This window comes from Bradyrhizobium sp. UNPF46, from assembly GCF_006658625.1.
Classification (GTDB): Bacteria; Pseudomonadota; Alphaproteobacteria; order Rhizobiales; family Xanthobacteraceae; genus Bradyrhizobium; species Bradyrhizobium nitroreducens.
Genome location: NZ_LFJB01000012.1, coordinates 62,132 through 81,834, shown reverse-complemented (window position 1 = coordinate 81,834; position 19,703 = coordinate 62,132). Strand labels below are relative to the sequence as shown.

Annotated in this window: 15 protein-coding genes; 8 read left to right on the top strand and 7 right to left on the bottom strand. The window is 63.8% G+C overall.

What is annotated here, in order from left to right; genetic code table 11:
• Position 1 precedes the first annotated feature (1 nt).
• Positions 2-784 (bottom strand): cyclase family protein, encoded by a 783-nt coding sequence (locus tag UNPF46_RS07150; protein WP_100179545.1) that lies wholly within the window; start codon positions 782-784, stop codon positions 2-4.
• A 292-nt stretch (positions 785-1,076) separates the two neighbouring features.
• On the opposite strand from UNPF46_RS07150, the gene UNPF46_RS07145 reads away from it, so the two are divergent.
• From UNPF46_RS07145 to UNPF46_RS07130, 4 genes are all read left to right on the top strand, one after another.
• A complete protein-coding gene (locus tag UNPF46_RS07145) occupies positions 1,077-2,048 on the top strand; it encodes a TRAP transporter substrate-binding protein (protein WP_142249507.1) in 972 nt (323 codons plus the stop codon).
• Between the two features lie 67 nt (positions 2,049-2,115).
• Positions 2,116-2,664: a TRAP transporter small permease gene (locus tag UNPF46_RS07140; RefSeq protein ID WP_142249506.1), complete on the top strand. Its 549-nt coding sequence runs from the start codon at positions 2,116-2,118 to the stop codon at positions 2,662-2,664.
• Positions 2,655-3,947, top strand: a complete 1,293-nt coding sequence (locus UNPF46_RS07135; RefSeq protein WP_097661860.1) for a TRAP transporter large permease — start codon at positions 2,655-2,657, stop codon at positions 3,945-3,947. Before UNPF46_RS07140 ends, UNPF46_RS07135 begins: the two co-directional genes overlap by 10 nt.
• A gap of 21 nt (positions 3,948-3,968) precedes the next feature.
• Positions 3,969-4,775, top strand: a complete 807-nt coding sequence (locus UNPF46_RS07130) for an SDR family NAD(P)-dependent oxidoreductase (protein ID WP_142249505.1) — start codon at positions 3,969-3,971, stop codon at positions 4,773-4,775.
• A gap of 15 nt (positions 4,776-4,790) precedes the next feature.
• Here the strand turns inward: UNPF46_RS07130 and UNPF46_RS07125 are convergent, their stop codons facing one another.
• The 4 genes from UNPF46_RS07125 to UNPF46_RS07110 are packed head-to-tail and all read right to left on the bottom strand — an operon-like array spanning position 4,791 to position 9,014.
• The gene (locus UNPF46_RS07125) at positions 4,791-5,489 is read right to left on the bottom strand and encodes a molybdate ABC transporter substrate-binding protein (protein WP_142249504.1); all 699 of its coding nucleotides are present in this window, start codon (positions 5,487-5,489) and stop codon (positions 4,791-4,793) included.
• Positions 5,486-7,552 carry a xanthine dehydrogenase family protein molybdopterin-binding subunit gene (locus UNPF46_RS07120; protein WP_142249532.1) on the bottom strand — a complete coding sequence of 689 codons (2,067 nt, stop codon included), beginning with the start codon at positions 7,550-7,552 and terminating at the stop codon, positions 5,486-5,488. The genes UNPF46_RS07125 and UNPF46_RS07120 overlap by 4 nt, the downstream gene beginning before the upstream one ends.
• Positions 7,553-7,554: 2 nt before the next feature.
• The gene (locus UNPF46_RS07115; RefSeq protein WP_142249503.1) at positions 7,555-8,025 is read right to left on the bottom strand and encodes a (2Fe-2S)-binding protein; all 471 of its coding nucleotides are present in this window, start codon (positions 8,023-8,025) and stop codon (positions 7,555-7,557) included.
• Between the two features lie 14 nt (positions 8,026-8,039).
• Positions 8,040-9,014, bottom strand: a complete 975-nt coding sequence (locus UNPF46_RS07110; protein WP_181769825.1) for a Bug family tripartite tricarboxylate transporter substrate binding protein — start codon at positions 9,012-9,014, stop codon at positions 8,040-8,042.
• Positions 9,015-9,248: 234 nt separating this feature from the next.
• On the opposite strand from UNPF46_RS07110, the gene UNPF46_RS07105 reads away from it, so the two are divergent.
• Entirely contained in the window at positions 9,249-11,336 is a 2,088-nt protein-coding gene (locus UNPF46_RS07105) for a molybdopterin oxidoreductase family protein (RefSeq protein ID WP_142249502.1), read from the top strand.
• Here UNPF46_RS07105 and UNPF46_RS07100 read toward each other — a convergent pair.
• Positions 11,333-12,697 (bottom strand): caspase family protein, encoded by a 1,365-nt coding sequence (locus UNPF46_RS07100; protein ID WP_142249501.1) that lies wholly within the window; start codon positions 12,695-12,697, stop codon positions 11,333-11,335. The two genes, UNPF46_RS07105 and UNPF46_RS07100, sit on opposite strands and share 4 nt — an antisense overlap.
• Before the next feature lie 180 nt (positions 12,698-12,877).
• Between UNPF46_RS07100 and UNPF46_RS07095 the strand changes: the two genes are divergently transcribed.
• Positions 12,878-13,660, top strand: a complete 783-nt coding sequence (locus tag UNPF46_RS07095) for an enoyl-CoA hydratase/isomerase family protein (protein ID WP_100179538.1) — start codon at positions 12,878-12,880, stop codon at positions 13,658-13,660.
• A 49-nt stretch (positions 13,661-13,709) separates the two neighbouring features.
• On the opposite strand, the gene UNPF46_RS07090 is transcribed toward UNPF46_RS07095, so the two are convergent.
• On the bottom strand, positions 13,710-14,819 hold the full coding sequence (locus tag UNPF46_RS07090) for a site-specific integrase (RefSeq protein WP_142249500.1): 1,110 nt from the start codon (positions 14,817-14,819) through the stop codon (positions 13,710-13,712).
• Positions 14,820-16,387: 1,568 nt separating this feature from the next.
• On the opposite strand from UNPF46_RS07090, the gene UNPF46_RS07085 reads away from it, so the two are divergent.
• Together UNPF46_RS07085 and UNPF46_RS37335 are read left to right on the top strand one after the other, a co-directional pair.
• A complete protein-coding gene (locus UNPF46_RS07085) occupies positions 16,388-17,350 on the top strand; it encodes an ArdC family protein (RefSeq protein WP_100179535.1) in 963 nt (320 codons plus the stop codon).
• 96 nt (positions 17,351-17,446) lie between these two features.
• Positions 17,447-19,564 carry a ParB/RepB/Spo0J family partition protein gene (locus UNPF46_RS37335; protein ID WP_181769823.1) on the top strand — a complete coding sequence of 706 codons (2,118 nt, stop codon included), beginning with the start codon at positions 17,447-17,449 and terminating at the stop codon, positions 19,562-19,564.
• Positions 19,565-19,703: the final 139 nt, after the last annotated feature.

The following is a 19,703-nucleotide window of genomic DNA, read 5'->3' as shown; positions in this document are numbered from 1 at the left end:
CTCAGGGTAGATCGTCGATGATGGCGACCGCGCGAGTCCAGCCCGCCGAGGCGCGTTCGATCTTCACCGGAAAGCATGAGACCGTGAACCCGGTCGATGGCAATTGGTCGAGATTGTGCAGCTTTTCGAGATGGCAATAGCCGATGTGCCGTCCCGCCTTGTGGCCCTCCCAGATCAGGCCGGCGTCTTTGGTCTCTGCATATTTCTTCGCGGTGTAGACGAACGGCGCATCCCAGCTCCAGCCGTCGGTGCCGGTGAGCCGCACGCCGCGTTCGAGCAGATACATGGTGGCCTCATAACCCATGCCGCAGCCGGAATTGACGTATTCGGCCTTGCCGAATTTGGCGCCGGCGCTGGTGTTGACGACGACGATCTCCAGCGGCGACAGCGTGTGCCCGATGCGTTTCAGCTCCCTCTCGACGTCCTCGGCGCTCGCCACATAGCCGTCGGGCAGGTGCCGGAAGTCGAGCTTCACGCCGGGTTGAAAGCACCATTCCAGCGGGACCTCGTCGATCGTCCATGACCGCTCGCCGCGATTCATGGTCGGATGGAAGTGCCAGGGCGCGTCGAGATGCGTGCCGTTATGGGTCGACAGCGAGACCTGTTCGACGGCCCAGCCTTGTCCGTCCGGCAGATCCTGCGCCTCGAGCCCATCGAAGAACTGCAGCATGCGGGGCAGGCCCTGCTGGTGATCGATGTACTGGATGGTCGGATGGTTGCCGGGCGGATCGGCCGTCACGTCGTTTCTGAGCGGCACCGAGATATCGATCAGCTTCCGCGGCATGGGTATTCCTTGGACAGGGTCCGCTGTTTCCGTCCATTTTGGAGGGCCCCCATCAGTCGCGTCAAGTCTCGTGCCGGCGAAGCAAGCCGTTCTGCCGCTTCCACAGCGAGGCGAATTGAGCCAGATTGATCGATGCAACTGTTGCATCGATCAATGCCGGATTTGGCTTGGACAGGGAATGCCGCGCGCCCTAGGGACGATATTGGCGCTTGACTTCACACTTGGAGCGGAGCGACCCAAGGCGGCCTGCAGCCTGCCGACAACGACATAATCAACCCAGGAGGAAGCCCCGATGAAGACACTGACCGGTATCGTCACAGCCGTTGCGCTGGCGCTCACAGCGCCCCTGGCGACCGCGCGCGACTTCCGCTCCGCCGACGTTCATCCCGCCGACTATCCGACCGTCGAGGCCGTCAAGTTCATGGGCAAGCAGCTCGCGACGGCGAGCGGCGGCAAGCTCGGTGTCAAGGTGTTTCCCAACGGAGCCCTGGGCTCGGAGAAGGACACCATCGAGCAGCTCAAGATCGGCGCGCTCGACATGATGCGGATCAACGCATCGCCGCTCAACAATTTCGTGCCCGAGACCATCGCGTTGTGTCTGCCGTTCGTGTTCCGCGACACCCAGCACATGCGCACCGTGCTCGACGGGCCGATCGGCGACGAGATCCTGGCGGCCATGGAGCCCGCGGGCCTGATCGGCCTTGCCTATTACGACAGCGGCGCGCGTTCCATCTACACCGTCAAGGCACCCGTCAAGTCGCTCGCCGATCTCAAGGGCCTGAAGATCCGCGTCCAGCAATCCGACCTGTGGGTCGGCATGATCCAGAGCCTCGGTGCAAACCCGACGCCGATGCCCTATGGCGAGGTCTATACCGCGCTCAAGACGGGTCTGGTCGATGCGGCCGAGAACAACTGGCCGTCTTACGAATCCTCCCGCCATTTCGAGGCCGCCAAGTTCTACAACGTCACCGAACATTCCCTGGCGCCCGAAGTCCTCGTGATGTCCAAGAAGGTCTGGGACGCGCTGAGCAAGGAAGATCAGGCCATGGTCCGCAAGGCGGCCAAGGAATCGGTGCCGGTCATGCGCAAGCTCTGGGACGAGCGCGAGCAGGCCTCCCGCAAGACCGTCGAGGCGGCGGGCGTGCAGGTCGTGACGGTGGCCAACAAGCAGGAGTTCGTCGACGCGATGAAGCCGGTGTACGACAAGTTCGCCGGTGACGCGAAGCTGAAGGGCCTCGTCAAGCGCATCCAGGACACGAAGTAAACCAGGGCGGTACAGGGTCCGGCGTCGCCGCAGGGTGACATCGGACCCTCGCGAGGGGAGACGCGGGATGACGGACCCACACGTCGCGGATCACGAGCACGACGCGGCCAGCCGCCCGTCCATCGGCTTGCTGTCGCAGATCAATGCGCCTGTTGCACGCGTCGGCATGTATCTGTCCGTGGCAGGGCTGCTCGTCATCGTCGCCATCGTCTTCTACCAGGTGTTCGGACGTTACGTGCTCAATTCGAGCCCGACCTGGACGGAGAACCTTGCGCTTGTCCTCATCCTGTACGTCACGCTGATCGGCGCCGCCGTCGGTGTGCGCGATGCCGGACACATCGGAATGGACAGCCTGCTGGTGATGCTGCCCGACCGGGCGCGAGAGAAGATCGAGATCGTGATCCACGTTCTGGTCGCCGTGTTCGGCGTCGCTATGGCCTATAACGGCTGGATCCTCGGCGCGTCGGTCGGCACCGTGAAGATCCCAAATCTGGGCCTGCCCGAGGTCATCCGCTACGTGCCGCTGATCGCCTCCGGCCTCCTGATCGTCTCCTTTTCAATCGAGCACATCATCGCTCTCCTGCGCGGCGAAGAGGTCGTCCCCTCATGGAACTGATCATCCTCGGCGCCACCTTCTTCGGCTTCCTGATCCTCGGCGTCCCCGTCGCCTTCGCCATCGGCCTCTCGGCCATCTGCACCATCCTCTACGAGGGCCTGCCGGTCGCCGTCATCTTCCAGCAGATGATGTCGGGAATGAATATCTTCTCCTTCCTCGCGATTCCCTTCTTCGTCTTCAGCGGTGAGCTGATGCTGCATGGCGGCGTCGCTGACAAGATCGTGCAGCTGGCCAAGAATCTGGTCGGGCACATCCGTGGCGGCCTCGGCATGTCGAACGTGGTCGCCTGCACGCTGTTCGGCGGCGTCTCCGGCTCGCCCGTGGCCGACGTCTCGGCGATGGGCGCTGTGATGATCCCGATGATGAAAAAGGAGGGGTTCGACACCGACTACGCCGTCAACGTCACCACCCATGCCTCCCTGGTCGGCGCCTTGATGCCGACCAGCCACAACATGATCATCTATGCGCTCGCCGCCGGCGGCAAGGTCTCGATCGGCGCGCTGATCGCCGCCGGCCTGCTGCCGGCGATCGTGTTGATGGTGTGCATGCTGGTCGCCGCCTACGCGGTTGCGGTGAAGCGCGGTTATCCCGCCGGCAAGTTCCCGGGCTGGGCCGAGGTCGTCCGCTCCTTCGCGGCTGCGCTGCCCGGCCTCTTGATCGTTGGCATCATCCTCGCGGGGATCCTGTCCGGCGTCTTCACGGCAACGGAATCGGCGGCCGTCGCCGTCACCTACACGATCCTGCTGACGTTCTTCATCTACCGCACCATGACCCTGCAGAACTTTCTGCGCGCCGCCGCCAAGGCGGTGAAGACGACGGGCGTGGTGCTGCTGCTGATCGGCGTCTCCACCATGTTCCAATACTTGATGGGTCTCTACGAGGTCGCCGACTTCGCCGGTGATCTCATGAGCAAGGTGTCCTCGCAGCCCTGGATCATCTTCCTGCTCATCAACATCATCCTGTTCGTGCTCGGCACGTTCATGGACATGGCCGCGACCATCCTGATCTGCACCCCGATCTTCCTGCCGATCGCGATGAAGGCGGGCATGGACCCGGTGCAGTTCGGCATGCTGATGCTGATCAACTGCGCGCTCGGGCTGAACACGCCGCCGGTCGGAACCACGCAGTTCGTCGGCTGCGCCATCGGCGGCATTTCGGTCGGCGCGGTGATGCGCACCATTCTGCCGTTCTACGCCGCACTGATCGCAGCTCTGATGTTCGTGACTTACGTCCCCGCGTTCTCGCTGTGGCTGCCCCGCCTGCTGATGGGTTACAAGGGCTAGCAGCTACAGGAGAAGCCATCAGTGACGGACTATCGCAAGCTCTTCGATCTCACCGGCAAGACGGCCGTGGTGCTCGGCGCCGCCTCGGGAATCGGCAAATCGTCGGCCGAGGCGCTGGCGGGGCTCGGGGCCCGCGTCGTCTGCGCCGATCGTGCGCTCGACGCCGCGGGGGCAACCGCTGCCGGTATCCGTGAGAAGGGCGGCTGGGCGGAAGCAGCCAGCTGCGATGCCGCGAGCGCTGCGGACGTCAACGCGCTGGCGAAAACCGTGATGCAAAAATTTCCGCGGCTCGACATCGCCGTGACGACGCCCGGGCTCAACATCCGCAAGACTATCCTCGACTACACCGAGGAGGACCTCGACCGCGTGCTGAATCTCAACGTCAAGGGCACTGTGTGGTTCTTCCAGGCCTTTGGCCGCATCATGGTCGAACAAAAGGGTGGCAGCATCATCGCCTGCTCATCAGTGCGCGCGGTGACCATCGAGCCGGGCCTCGGCGTCTACGGCTCGACCAAGGCCGCGATCGGCCTGCTGGTGAAGGGCTTTGCCTCCGAGGTCGGTCATGCCGGCGTGCGGGTCAACGCGATCGCGCCGAGCATCGCCGAGACCGCGCTGACCGGCCCGTTCAAGCAGCGCCCCGACATCTACAATCTCTATGCCGGCCACACCGTGTTCAACCGCTGGAGCAGCGCCGACGAGGTCGCAACGGCAGTCGCCTATCTCGCCTCGGACGCCGCCAGCTATGTCAGCGGCAGCACGCTGTTCGTCGATGGCGGCTGGACCGCGGTGGACGGCCCGCCGACCGGTCTCACCCAGTTGCACAAATAGGGCTGTCTTTCGCGCCTAGCCGGCAAAGCCCGCGCGCTGGCGCATCTCCTTCCGGTCTGCGCCAGTCAACAGCGTGATCAGCGCCACCGCCTCCTTGGGATGCGCGGCGCGCGCGGCCACGCCGGCCGTGTACATCGTCACGAGCTCGCAGCCGGGCGGCAGCGATCCTGACAGCGCGATGCCGTCGGTCGCGATGATCTCGGTGGCCTGTGTACAGCCGATCGGCTTCTGCGCGGTCGAGGCCGCAAGCTCCCGCATCGCGGTCGCGCCATTGGGAAAGATCTTCAGGCGCGATGCGACCTCATAGGCGATGCCGAGCTGGTCCAGCACCTTTGCGACATGCTGTCCCGCCGTCGAGGCCTTGGTGTCGGGAACGTAGATGGCGTCGGCGCTGCGCAGCACGTCGCGCAAATCGGCTTCGGTCTTCACCGTCACCCTGGGATCACGGCTGCGGACCGCCAGCGCAGTCTCGACCCGGCCGATATCCGCGATCGAGGAGGGGGTGACGAGCTTCTCCTCGGCAAGCTTTGCAAGGAGAGCCTGCGTCAGGATGACGAGATCGGCCGGCGTGCTTGCGCGCAGCTTGTCGGCCATGATGCCGACCGCGCCGAATTCGCCGTCGATCCCGAACCCAGTCTGCGCCTTGAAGGCCTCGCTGAGGCCGCGGACCAGGCCTTGCGCCGCGCCGCCGCTCAAGATGTTCACTGTCGTCACGATGCCAGCTCCATGGCTGCAATGATCTTGTCGCGGGTGATCGGCAGGTCGCGCACGCGCACGCCGAGGCAGTCGAACACGGCATTCGCGATCGCTGCTGTCACCGGGCCGTGCGCGGCCTCGCCGGCTCCGACCGGTTCGATCTCCGGCCGCTGGATGATCTCGACATCCACGGCCGGTGCCTCGCTGAACGTCAGGATCGGATAGTCGCTCCATGACGTCGACGTGATGCGCGTCCTGTCGAAACGGACTCGCTCCTTCATCACCCAGCTCGTCGCCTGGATCGCGCCGCCCTCGATCTGGTTGACGACGCCGTCGGGGTTGATGGCCTCGCCGACATCGACCGCCAGCGTCAGCCGCTTCACGCGGATGTCGTCAGTGCCCTCGATCTCGGCAATTGCCGCGCAATAGGCGCCGGTGTTCTTGTAGCGGGCAAAGCCGACGCCGTGACCGATGCCGGGACGCTTCGGCGGCTTCCAGCCTGCGCGTCGTGCCGCGGCGCTGATGACGTCCCGCGCGCGCTCGTCGAGCAGGGACTCGATGGCGAACACATTGCCTTGTCCGCCCAGCGTCCGCAGTGCGGAGGTCCGTACCGGCATGGTCAGCAGCCGATGGCAGGTGATCGTCCAGGCCGGAAGGTCGTACAGCGGAACGGAGTTGCGGTCGCCGCCGCCGCCATTGGCCGCAGGCGGGTCGGTCGAGATCATGCGCGGGTAGGGATTTGCGATCTCGGTTGCGGCCAGCAGCGCCGGCTGTGCTGCACGTCCCGGCCTTGCCGTGTGACCGTTGCTCCAGATCGCATGACGCCAACCGACGATCTCGTTGTCGGCGTCGAGATCGGCCTCGATCTCGATGGCCATCGCCGCGCCAAACGGGGCGTGAGACATCTCGTCATGGCGCGACCACTGCACCCGTACCGGTCGTCCATCGGCCGCCCTCGCCAGCAGCACGGCATCGAGTGCAATGTCGTCGGCCGCATTGTGTCCGTAGCAGCCGGCGCCTTCCATGTGCTCGACCACGATGTTCTCGGCCGGGAGCTTGAGCACGATCGCAAGATCGGCGCGCAGCAGATAGACACCCTGGCTATGGGTCCAGACGTGGACACGATCGCCGTCCCATTGCGCCATGGCGCAGGATGGTGCGATCGAGGCATGCGCGATGTAGGGGCGGGTGTATTGCCGGCGAAGGGTTTGGGCGGGCTTGCGCGCCGGCTCCGCCGTCCTGGTGTCGATGGTGGTGGTCTCGACCGGTTGGCTCCTGAGAAAACCCGCCAGATCGTCTTCATCCGGCAGCGGCTCGCCGACCGACCATGTCGCGGCCTTGCGCAAAGCCTTGAGCGCGGTTTCCGCCGCCGTCTCGCTGTCGGCGACGACGCCCGCAAAGCCGCCGTCGCGGACGATCGCAAGGAGGCCGGGGACCGCGCGCGCAGCTTCTTCATTGAGCGCCGTCAGTTTCGCGCCCGAGATATCCGGCCGCAGCACGCGCCCGTGCATCAGTCCCGGCAGTGCGCAGTCATGGATGAAGCGTGGCCGCGCGAACACCTTGTCGGGAATGTCGACACGCTGGACCGAATGTCCGGCGACACCGCGCTTGGCGACGCTCTTCGCGCTCGCATTGGCGGTGATATCGTGGTCCAGCAAGACATCTCCGGCGAGCTCCCAATAGCTGGTCCTGACATTGCCGGGGCCCGAGATGGTGCCGTCCTGGACATTGAGCAGCGCCGCATCGACGCCGAGACGTTCCGAGGCCACGGTGAGGAAGCGCTGGCGCACCTCGGCGCACACGTGCCGGAGCGCGCGGCCGGACTGCTGAATCGACAGGCTGCCCGAGGTGACGCCCTCGTTCGGGCTCATCGCCGTCGAGGCGCGGATCATGTCAATGTGGCCGATCTCGACGTCAAGCTCATCCGCCGCGATCTGTGCCAGGGCCGTGACGATGCCCTGGCCGATCTCGACCTTGCCGGGCGAGATCGCCACACGACCGTCCTCGGTGAACCGCAGCCATGATGACACCTTGGGATTGGCCACGAGGCTCACCGGCAGCTTCGGGGCTGGGGATGGCATGCTCATGACGCCGCCATCTCCGCCGCCGCGCGTAGCACGGCGCGGACCATGCGGTTATGCGATCCGCAGCGGCACAAATTGCGATCCAACGCGGCTCGGACCTCTGCCTCCGTCGGCGACGGATTGCGCGTGAGCAGCGCCGCGGCGCTGACGAGGATTCCGGAGACGCAATACCCGCACTGCATCGCCTGTTCGGATATGAAGGCGCGTTGCAGCGGATGCGGACGCTCTGCTGTCCCGAGGCCTTCGACCGTGACGACGTCCTTGCCCGCCACCGACCACATCGGCATGTCGCAGGACGTCATCGCGCGGCCGTCGACCAGGACGTGACATGCGCCGCACTCGCCGGCGCCGCAGCCGAAATGCGGGCTGGTGACGCCGAGCCGGCCACGGAGCACGTCGAGCAACGTCCGGTCGGAATCGGCTTCCACGACGGCTGCCGTGCCATTGAGCTGGAATTGGACGGTGGGCATTACGCGCTGCGGCCTTAGGACTTGTCGAACTTCTTGACGACGTCGGCCCATTTCTCGATGTCGCCGCGCAGGAACTTGTCGAATTCCTCCGGCGTCATCGACATGGGCACGGCGCCCTGTTCTGTCCAGAGCTTGACGATATCGGGTCGCTTCACCATTGCGTTCACGGCGGCATTGAGCTTGTCGATCACGGGCCTCGGCGTGCCTGATGGTGCCATCAGGCCGAGCCAGATCGTGGCTTCATAGCCGGGAACGCCAGCTTCGATCGCGGTCGGCACGTTCGGCAGCACGGTCGATCGCTGCTTGCCGGTGGTGGCGAGCGCGCGGACCTGGCTCTCGGCGATGTTCGGCGCCATCGCCGGCACCGCGTCGATCATCATCTGCACCTGTCCGCCGATCACGCCGCTGCGCGCTTCGCCGCTGTTGCGATAGGGCACGTGGACGAGGTCGATGCCGGCCATGGCTTTGAACAGCTCGCCGGCCATGTGGTAGGGCGTGCCCTGACCGGAGGAGGCGTAGTTCGGCTTGCCTGGCTGCGCCTTGGCGAGCGCGATGAACTCGGCCAGCGTCTTCGCCGGAACCTGCGGGTTCACCACGATGACGAGATCGGAATAGTTCACGGGCGCGATCGGCGCGAGGTCGCGCATCAATTCGTACTTGCGCTTGTCCGGCGTCAGCAACGATTCGTTCGCCGTCTGGGTGTTCGACATCATCAGCAGCGTGTAGCCGTCGGCCGGCGACTTTGCAGCTTCCACGGTGCCGATGACGCCGCCCGCGCCGGTGCGGTTCTCGATCACGAAGGGCTGGCCGAAACTCTCCTGGAGCACGTTGCCGATCAGCCGGGCCGCGACATCGGCCGGCCCGCCGGCACCGAACGGCACCACGATCCGCACCGCATGGGACGGATAATCCTGGGCGGACGAGGGAGCGGCCGGGACCATGGCGAGCAAGCCGGCAGCCAGCGCCAGCATGAAGCTTCGGGCCGTCATGCCCACCTCCCTGATGTCGTTCTTGTTGGCCGGCACTGTAGCGGCAGGGAATGCGGACTGTCGACGCCTTACAAAACTGCTCGGGTGGGGAATATCGAGCGGTTTTCGGTGTGATTGCGCCGCCTTTCGCGGTCGCAGCAGGAACCGCAGGCGCGCACGGCTTGAGCAAATCGCATGGGCGTTGGCGGATAAATGCCCTCGGCTGACCGGTATTTTGGTGTTACGAACTGGGACATGAACCAGCACGCGAAAATCGAAATCCGCCATTCGACCTGTCCGCACGATTGCCCGTCGGCCTGTGCCCTCGATGTCGAGGTGGTCGAGGGCCGCAGCATCGGCCGTGTCCGAGGTTCGAAAAAGCAGACCTACACAGCCGGCGTCGTCTGCGCCAAGGTCGCGCGCTACGCCGAGCGCATCCATCACCCCGAGCGGGTGACGTATCCGATGCGCCGCATCGGACCGAAAGGCTCGGGGCAGTTCGCGCGGATCTCCTGGGACGAAGCGCTGGATGAGATCGGGCACCGCTTCAATGCGGCCGAGCGCGAGTTCGGCGCGGAATCGATCTGGCCATATTATTACGCCGGCACGATGGGCCTGGTGATGCGCGACGGGCTCAACCGCCTGACGCATGTCAAAAAGTACTCGCGCTTCTACCAGACCATCTGCGCCAATGTCGCGCGCATCGGCTTTGCGATCGGCACCGGCAAGATCGCCGGCGTCGATCCGCGCGAGATGGCGCTGTCCGATCTCGTCGTGATCTGGGGCACCAATCCCGTCAACACCCAGGTCAACGTGATGACGCACGCCTCCCGCGCCCGCAAGGAGCGCGGCGCGAAGATCGCGGCGATCGACATCTACGACAACGAGACGATGAAGCAGGCTGACATCAGGATCATCCTGCGGCCCGGCACGGACGGCGCCTTCGCCTGCGGCGTGATGCACGTCCTGTTCCGCGACGGTTATGCCGACCGCGCCTATCTGGACAAATACACCGACTGTCCCGCCGAGCTCGAGGCGCATCTGAGGACACGCACGCCGGAATGGGCGTCCGCGATTTGCGGCGTGCCTGTCGCGGAAATCGAAGCCTTCGCGAAGGCGGTCGGCGAGACCAAGCGTACCTTCTTCCGCTTCGGCTACGGGTTTACGCGCAGTCGCAACGGCGCCATGCAGATGCACGCCGCCAATTGCATTCCCGCGGTGACCGGCGCCTGGCAGTATGAAGGCGGCGGCGCCTTCTTCAACAATTACGCGCTGTGGCATTTCAACGAATCCATCATCGAAGGGCACGACGCGATCGACCCGGGCGTCCGCGCGCTCGACCAGTCCAAGATCGGCCGTATCCTCACCGGCGATGCCGAGGCCCTGCTGGGCAAGGGCCCGGTCAAGGCGATGCTGATCCAGAACACCAATCCCATGACGGTGGCGCCGGAGCAGGCGCTGGTGCGGCAGGGCTTTGCGCGCGAGGACCTGTTCGTCGCGGTGCACGAGCAGTTCATGACCGAGACGGCTGAGATGGCCGACATCGTGCTGCCTGCGACCATGTTCATGGAACATGACGATCTCTATTACGGCGGCGGCCATCAGCACATCTCGGTGGGTGCGAAGCTGATCGACCCGCCCGGCGAATGCCGCTCCAACCACGAGGTGTTGCAGGCGCTGGCGCCGCGGCTTGGCGCCAAGCACCGGGGCTTCGAGATGACGCCGCGCGAGTTGATCGACGCGACGCTGAAGCTCAGCAATCACGGCGACATCGGCGGCCTCGAAGCCGACCTCTGGCGCGATCTGCAGCCGGACTTCCGCACCTCGCATTTCCTCGACGGCTTTGCCCATGCCGACGGGAAATTCCACTTCAAGGCCGATTGGGCCCATCCGCCGTTCGGCGTCACGATGGGCGATGTCGCCAACATGCCTGATCTGCCGGACCATTGGGCGGTGATCGAGCACGTCGACCAGGCCCATCCGTTCCGGCTCGCGACCAGCCCCTCGCGCAGCTTCCTCAACACCACCTTCAACGAGACGCCGTCCTCGCAGGCGCGCGAGGGCAAGGCGAGCGTGATGATCCATCCTCTGGATGCCGCAGCGCTCGACATCGCCGACGGCGACACCGTGACGCTCGGCAACACCCGCGGCGAGACCACGCTGATTGCGAGGCTGTTCGAGGGCGTGCGGCGCGGCGTCCTGATCGCCGAGTCGGTTCATCCGAACAAGAACCATGTCGGCGGCCGCGGCATCAACATGCTGACGGGCGCCGAAGCGGTGGCGCCGATCGGCGGGGCCGCGTTCCACGACAACAAGGTCTGGATCAGGAAGGCTTCCGCCTAAGGGCTGCATTCCGTCACGCCGTAGCCGGCAAACTCCTTCGCGATGTCGGGGTTCATGGATTTCGCCTGCGCGATATCGGTGGCGCCGTCGCCGCCTCCTCTGCGGGTGGCGATGCCCCGGCCGAACAGCGACGATGACGAGCGCGGGTTGCGCTGGATCGCGTCGGTGTAGTCCTTGATCGCCTCGGCGGTTCGGCCGAGCTTGAGGTTGACCAGCCCACGGCTGTCGAGCGCATCGCTCAAGCCGGGATCGGCCTGGAGCGCCAGATTGCAGTCGGTCAGCGCGCCCTGCAGATCGCCGGTCGCAGCGCGCGTCCAGCAGCGATTGTTGAGCGCCTCGCCATCCCCAGGATTCTTGCGGATCACGACGTCGAAATCCTGCATGGCGAGAGCATAGGCGCGCTTGATTGCATAGACTTGGCCGCGCTTGTAGCGCGAGATGACATCGTTGGCATTCGCTGCGATCTTGCGGCTGAGATCGGCGACGACCGGATCCCTGGCGAGATCGTCGGCGCTGGGGGTGGGGTCTGCTTGCGGCGTCACGCAGACCGGCTTCTCGGGTTTCGTCGGCGCCGGGTCGCCGGCCTTGTTGTCGGAAGGCTGGGTTACTGGCCCTGCGAACGAGAAATCTGTGGTCAGGGAGGACGACAGCCACGGCACCTGTTCCCGCCTGGTGGCGGCGACCACGCCGTTCTTGGTGTTGGTCAGGGCCTGCTCGGCGCTGATATTCGGGGCGCGGATCTCGCGCAGCAGCTCGGCGACGAACAGGCTGTGATCGGTCCTGCCCCCGGCCGCAGCCGCACCGAGCGCTGCGGAGTAGAGCACGAGCGAGTTGCTCGGCGCGATCGCCGGCGCGAGGCCCGCCGAATAGCGGCGGAAGCGCCGCTCGAACGGATTGCGGCGCGAAGCGTCGATCAGCGCGATCTTGATCGCCGCGCCGCGTGTGTTCATCTCGGCCAGAATGGTATCGAGGCTGAAGCCGTCGCGCGCCACGTCCGGCTCGGTCCAGATCTGCGCGTCGACGGGAAGCAAATAAGTCTGCCGGTTGGACTGGATGGCAAAGCCGTCGAAGAAGATCAGCGCCACCGTGCCGCGTTCGATGCGGGCATAAAAGCGATCGAGCACCTGCCGCATGGCGTCCGCCGTGAGATTGCTCTGGCGGTCGACGACGAAGCCGCTGCGCTTCAATTCTTCAGTGACGTCCTGGGTGTCGTTGGCGACGTCGTTCAGCACGAATTCGTTGTCGGGATATCTGGCGTTGCCGATCACCAGCGCGAGTTTGGCGGCATCGGCCGCGCGGCTTGCGGGGCTCGCGCCGACTGCGAGCAGGCCCGCCAGCAACAAGATCATTGCAGCGCGCATGAAATGGCTCATTGGTGATCACGATCTCCAGTCGGGACAGCGGCCGTCCCCCGTCGTCCAATCGGCGCGCGAATTTGTGCCCACACGCTGCGCCGACACCGCGTTGCAGATTGCCCTTGCGCGCGCCGCCCGTCCTGCCGCAAATGGCGGCAGATCGAAAGGCAAGGAAGCGAGTGGACCATGACCGACACCACAGCAATCATCACCGAGAAGCGCGGGCAGGCATTCTGGATCACCATCAACCGGCCGGAGAAGCGCAACGCGCTGAACGGCGACGTCATCGCCGGCATCACCAAAGGCTATCGCGACGCGCATGACGACAAGGACGTCCGCGTCATCGTGCTGACGGGCGCGGGCGACAAGGCGTTCTGCGCGGGCGCGGACTTGCAGAATTCCGGCGCCGCTTTCGCGATGGATCATTCTAAACCAAATGTCGACTATGCCGATCTGTTACGTTTGTCACAGAACGCCACCAAGCCCGCGATTGCGCGGGTCGGCGGCGTCTGCATGGCCGGCGGCATGGGCCTTTTGTGCATGACCGACATGGCGGTTGCGGCCGATCACGTCGTCTTCGGCCTACCGGAGGTGAAGGTCGGCGTGTTCCCGATGCAGGTGCTGAGCCTGTTGCAGACCATCGCGCCGCCGCGCCTCGTCAACGAATGGGCGCTCACGGGCGAGCCGTTCGATGCCAAGGCGGCGCAGGCGGCGGGCCTGCTCAACTACGTGGTGCCCGCGGCCGAGCTTGATGCCAAGGTCGACTGGCTGATCGGCCGCATCGTCGACAAATCCCCGACCGCGATCCGCCGCGGCAAATATGCCATGCGCGCCATCGCCTCGATGTCGTTCGACGAGAGCATCGCCTACACCGAAAGCCAGATCGCGCTGCTCGCGATGACCGAGGATGCCAAGGAAGGCCTGAAGGCGTTCAGCGAGAAGCGCAAGCCGGTCTGGACGGGCAAATAGGCGATCATTCCCGGGCAAATATAGGATGCCGCGAGTGAGGCGTTGCCTTTTATTCCCAGTCGCGATTGGCATTTAGTCGAAAAAGGAGTGATCTCGTCCGCTCCTTGCGGCGCTTCTTTGTAGCCGCGATCAGCTGCTTGCCGGTGCGTTTGGCGTAGGTTGGCAGTTGGCGGCTGGACCTGTGACGGCCCGCGGCACGTAATTCCGCGTCGGTGAGATCGCTGTCGGCACCTTCCGTGAAGCCTCCGTGTCGGAAGGACGTAAAGGAAAGTTCCTGACGAAGGCCGGCCTCTACCACGATCTTCTTCACAACGCTCCGCAAATAGCGTAGATCCTTGCGTGGTGTGATCCATGGAAGTGGGAACGCCGAGCTACGATGGGCGTGGGTGCGTCGGAATACCAGGCCGGGAAGAGAAGCCTTCTTGATCTCGTCGAGTTCGTTCGTAAGTTCAGGAAAAAGAGCGGTGCCCATCTCGTCAAATAGGGGCCACCAGGCCTCCTCTCCGTTCTTAGGATGCACGATCTTGACGCTGTTCGGACGTTCGTCAGGGCGATAATGCGATATGTCGAAAGCACCGAAAACGTGTTGCTCTCGTTGCAACCATTCCCATGACAACAAGGCAGCAGTTCCTATCGAACCGTAGTCGAGTCGTGTAGCGGCAGCTCTGAACGCGACAAGTTCATCCCATGTTGCGGTCGGGGTGGGCCGTATCGGCTGCCCGGGCGCGCGCGATCTTAACCCCATTCGTGAAAATGGATTGCTCGCTGGCACAATCATCTCTTGGGCCCGCTGGCCAACAAACCAAGCGCGCCGGCAGCTCGCCATGGCCAAGTTGACGTAGCGTCGGCGCTCGCGGACGATAACTTCTCCATTCTTACCTGGTTTTGTAACAACTAGTAACTTTACGTAAATTGCGTCGACAAAGGCCTTTGTGAAATCTGACAATCGCTTCGATCCAACGCGGCTTCCATCTCTCAGCTCATGATTGGCAAGGAGGGCCAGGTTCTTGCGGTACTGGCGCTGGGTGTTGCTGTCGAGTTCGTGCCATTTCTGGTGAGCTTGGAATATGCCGACGAGCCAGTCAAAGGTGCCGGTCTCGGGCGAAGCAGGCACCATATCACTTTGCCCTTGAGAGCGCCAACTGTCGAACGCTGGCAAGAGGACCTTCTCAACTCGCTCGAGGGCACGGGCGTAATCTCTCCCTAGCGCTTCGGCGGTCAATTCGCAACCTTGCCGACGAGCCCACATTGGCGGTACAAAATAGTAGGCGACGGCATTGCTTGCCAATAGCTTCCGTTGACAATATCGAGGAAGCTTGGGTTTACCATCGACTGGCATCATACCAGACATAAGAGATCCTCCGAGTTGTTGATTTGCGCTTTCTGAACGGGAGGTGCTGCGAAGTCGTCCATAGCTGACCGCGACCAAACCGGCTGACGCACCCGTCCAGTTCGACGACCACCGACCGGGAGCGGGGCGTCCCCTTGGCGGATTGCGCGCGTGAATTCGCCTGTGTCTTCAAAGTCGAGGTAAGCGGCTGCCATGTCCGCCCTCATCAACGCTGGCCAAGCTCCAGCGGGTGGATATCGAGCGGGCAGCACTTTGCGTGGCGAGCTTCGATATTCTGGTCTGACTAATGGGGAACGGTTAGGTGCAAGCAAGAGCGGAGTTTGCCCGTTTGTGACGTCCGATCTAGAGGACCCAGGTTGATCTGTAGTCCTCCCCGACGCGCGAGAATTGCGATTGGTCTTGAGAAGATTTTTTACGGTGAAAGAGCTTCCTGCTCTACTGCGCCGTGCGGCCTCGCGGTGATCGGTTAGGCTGGCGTGCAGAAAAGTACTCCTTGGTGTGCTCTATCGTAGCTAGCCAATGAGCCGGTCCGCCAAATAGCCGAACAACATGGCTTGTTTTCTCCAATCGTGGGTGGGACGCCCGCTAGCAGGCAGTCAACTGCTTTCGATGCTTCATCAATCGTCTTTCCGACAAATTCGCCGTCGGATCTGCATTTGGGCATCAGAGCGCTTTTCAGCGCCGGAACATGAACTGTGCGCGCTTCGGAAGTTTGTTTCTGTGGTTTCCCGAACGCGTGATCGACGGCTCTCTTGTCGATCCACCTGATCGGTGTGGGCTGCTTCTTGGAGGAGCTAGCGCGAAGTTGAGCTATGAAGTTGTGGCAATCGATCGCTTAGGCTGATCCGCAACGTGAGGCGATGCCAGAGTAGGTGAGAAGGGCCAAAGCCATTTCCCCTGACGCATCAAGATCGATGGAATGCAGGCGTGTGTGCATAGCCCGTGGCAGGTTGTCGCTCTTTGTGGGCGGGGGCGCGTGCGGCCAGAGCCGCACCGGGCTCCCGTGAACCGAGCCGCGCAGCGTCTCGGCCTTGCGGCTTCGATCCCTCGCGCTAGAGCTTTGGTGCTCCTCGCCGGGGGCACTCGGGAAAGGGGCTCGCCTGCGGCGATCGCTATCACTGCCCCGTTCCCGGGTGCCCTTTTAACCGGTCTCGTCGCTGCACTCGGTCCCGCGTGCCGCCTTCGGCGTCGCTATGCTCACGCTCCTGCGGGTGCCATTTTGCGTTTAGGCGATGCGCCTCTGGCGCACGCCCGGTCGGACCTGCAGCCCTAAGGCAGATCGGGCAAGAGGCTAAGAGTAAGAGTGCGGGCTGGGTTTTCCGTGACGGGTTACAAGCTGCGAGAGAGGCTCGCCGCGCCCGTCGCGGAGAACCGCGATGCCAAACCCTGCTTCTCGCGCGCGCGCCGGCCGGGACCGCGCGAACTTCTATAGCGAAATCACCGACAAGATTATTGCCGAGCTTCAGGCCGGACGCATCCCCTGGGTTCAGCCTTGGGGTACGGCCGCGGCGAAAGCGCCGCTGGCGATGCCGAAAAATGCATCGACTAGCCGGCAATACAGTGGCGTTAACATCCTCATCCTCTGGGGAGCCGTAATCGAACGCGGATTCACCGGGCAAAGTTGGCTCACCTTCCGTCAGGCGCTCTCGCTTGGCGGCCACGTTCGCAAGGGAGAGCGCGGCACCACTGTCGTCTACGCAGATCGTTTCGTTCCGAATGACGAAAAACGACGCGCCGTCGAGACCGGCGAAGACGAGCAGGCAATTCCATTCCTCAAGCGATTTACCGTCTTCAACACCGATCAGTGCGAGCAACTGCCTGGCGGGATTGCTACCGCTGCGCCGCCACCGCCGGCTGGCCTCATCGAACCTACGGTCGACGCCCTGATCAAGGCCAGCGGAATTCCATTTCGGATCGGTGGAGATCGCGCATTCTACGCAACAGCCGAAGACTATGTTCAGGTCCCACCGCCCCAGGCCTATTTTGAACCCATCAACTGGCACCGCACAGCGTTGCATGAACTCGGTCATGCGACGGGACATCGCTCGCGCCTCAACCGCGACCAAAGCGGATCCTACGGTACGAAGAAATATGCCTTCGAGGAGTTGGTAGCCGAACTAAGTTCCGCGTTCGGCTGCGCGTCGCTCGGGATAACGCCGACCGTGCGCCATGCCGACTATATCGGCTCCTGGCTCGAAGTACTGCGCGAAGATAATCGCGCCATCGTGCGGGCCGCCTCGCAGGCGAGCAAGGCCGCGGACTATTTGCTCGGCTTCGTTCCCGGGTCCATTGAGTCCGCGTCGCTGGCTTCGGCTGTCGCCGATCGCGAGGCAGCGTGATGCTTGGCCTCGCGCGAGAGTGAGAGGGGGGAGGCTGTTCGCGACGGGTTGGAAGCCGAGAGAGAGTCTCACGGCCGCCCGTCGTGGAGAGCCAAAATGACGAAAGCCGTACAAAAGATCACGCTGTCGCCTTCCCGGGATATTCCGTTCAACAAGCTCGTGCTCAGCCAGTCGAACGTTCGCCGCGTCAAGGCCGGTGTCTCGATCGAACACCTAGCCGAGAGCATCGCCCAACGCACGCTTCTGCAAAGTCTAAGTGTCCGGGCCGTCGTTGATGCAGATGACAACGAGACCGGCATGTTCGAGGTGCCGGCGGGCGGCAGGCGCTATCGTGCCCTCGAGCTTCTGGTGAAACAAAAACGCATGTCAAAGACGCAGGCGGTGCCGTGCGTCGTGCGTGAAGGGGGCATTGCCGCGGACGATTCGGTGGCGGAGAACGATGAGCGGGTCGGTCTGCACCCGCTCGATCAGTTTCGGGCCTTCCAGACTCTCCGCGATCTCGGCATGACCGAGGAAAACATCGCCGCCCGGCACTTCGTGAACCCTGCGATCGTGAAGCAGCGGCTGCGGCTGGCGTCGGTGTCGCCGAAGCTGCTTGAGGTCTATGCCGAAGACGGCATAACGCTCGAGCAGCTCATGGCGTTCTCGGTCACAGCCGATCACGCCCGCCAGGAGCAAGTCTGGGAGAACGTCAGCCGTTCCGGTTATGACGAGCCTTACCAGATCCGCCGGCTGCTCACTGAGAACACCGTGCGGGGGTCCGATCGTCGGGCCCAATTTGTGGGCCGCGATGCCTATCAGCAAGCGGGTGGCGGCGTTCTGCGGGATCTGTTCGAGCACGACGAATGCGGCTGGCTTCAGGACGTCGTGTTGCTCGACCGCCTCGTGACCGAAAAGCTCAAAGCCGAAGCTGAGGCGATCGCGGCCGAAGGCTGGAAGTGGATCTCGGTCGCCGTAGAGTTCTCTTACGGTCACACTCAAGGGCTCCGAGGAATCGAGGGCAAACCTGTCGATCTCTCACCTGAGGAGCAGGCCACCATCGATGCCCTGAACGCCGAGCAAGCCAAGCTGGAAACCGATTATCAGGATGCAGACGAGCTGCCCGACGAAATCGACCGGCGTCTCGGCGAAATCGAGGCGGCACTGGCGGCATTCGAAAACCGGCCGATGCACTACGATCCGACCGAGATCGCCCGAGCTGGCGTCTTCATCAGCATCGATTCCGAGGGGCGCCTCTCCGTGGACCGGGGTTACGTCCGGCCAGAGGACGAGGTGCCGGCAACTGATTGCGACGTCGGGCAAGACGCCGGTGCGTTTTCCACCGAAGGTCAAGAAGAGGGTACTTCCGTCCAACGCACGGTGATAGCGGTCGCGGGTGGTGCTCCCGATGCTGAAGAAGATGATGAGGATGCGGCCAGACCTCTGCCGGATCGGCTGATCACCGAGCTGACGGCGCATCGTACGCTGGCATTGCGGGATGCGCTGGCAGAACATCCCGCCATCGCGTTCCAGGCGGTGCTGCATAACTTCGTGCTGACGGCCTTTTACCGGTTCGCCTCGTCCGGAAGCTCACTTGAGATCGGACTTCACACGCCGACCTTTCCCGCTCAAGCCCCCGGCCTGCGGGAGAGCGCGTCCGCGAAGGCCGTCGAGGCGCGGCATGAGTCTTGGAAAGCACGGTTGCCGAAGGGCGAGAAGGATCTCTGGGATGCGCTCACAGCTCTCGACGGTGCCGCTCAGGCGTCCCTGTTCGCTCACTGTGCGTCATTTGCGGTCAACGCCGTCTATGAGCCGACCAACCGCCACAATCAGGGCCGCTTCTCCGCCCATGGTGGCCGCACGCGTCTCGACCAGGCCAATGTGTTGGCGCGCGCGGTCGGGCTCGACATGGTGCAGGCCGGCTGGCGACCGACTGTCGATAGCTATCTCGGCCGGGTCACCAAACCTCGCATACTGGAGGCGATCCGGGAAGCCAAGGGCGAGTCGTCGGCACAATTGATCGATCATCTGAAGAAGGCCGACATGGCCAAGGAGGCCGAGCGTCTTCTGGATGGCTCGGGCTGGTTGCCGGAGCCGCTGCGTCTCCTCGATCCCGATGCGGCGCCAGTGGGGCCGGAGCGCGAAGCTGGCCCGCTTCCAGAATTCATTGCCGACGAGGAGGATCCGGAGAACGCCCGCGACGATGATCCTCAACGGCTCGACGCGGCTGAGTGAACATCATCGATCGGATGGCTCGGTTCGTCCCGCAGTTGCTTGGGGACCGGTGTACAGCGCCGGTCCCCATTCTTATGGGCGAGGGCTGAGAGGGAGAGTCGGGCCGGGAAGGGTTTGAGCCGTCGGGGTCAGAGGAGAG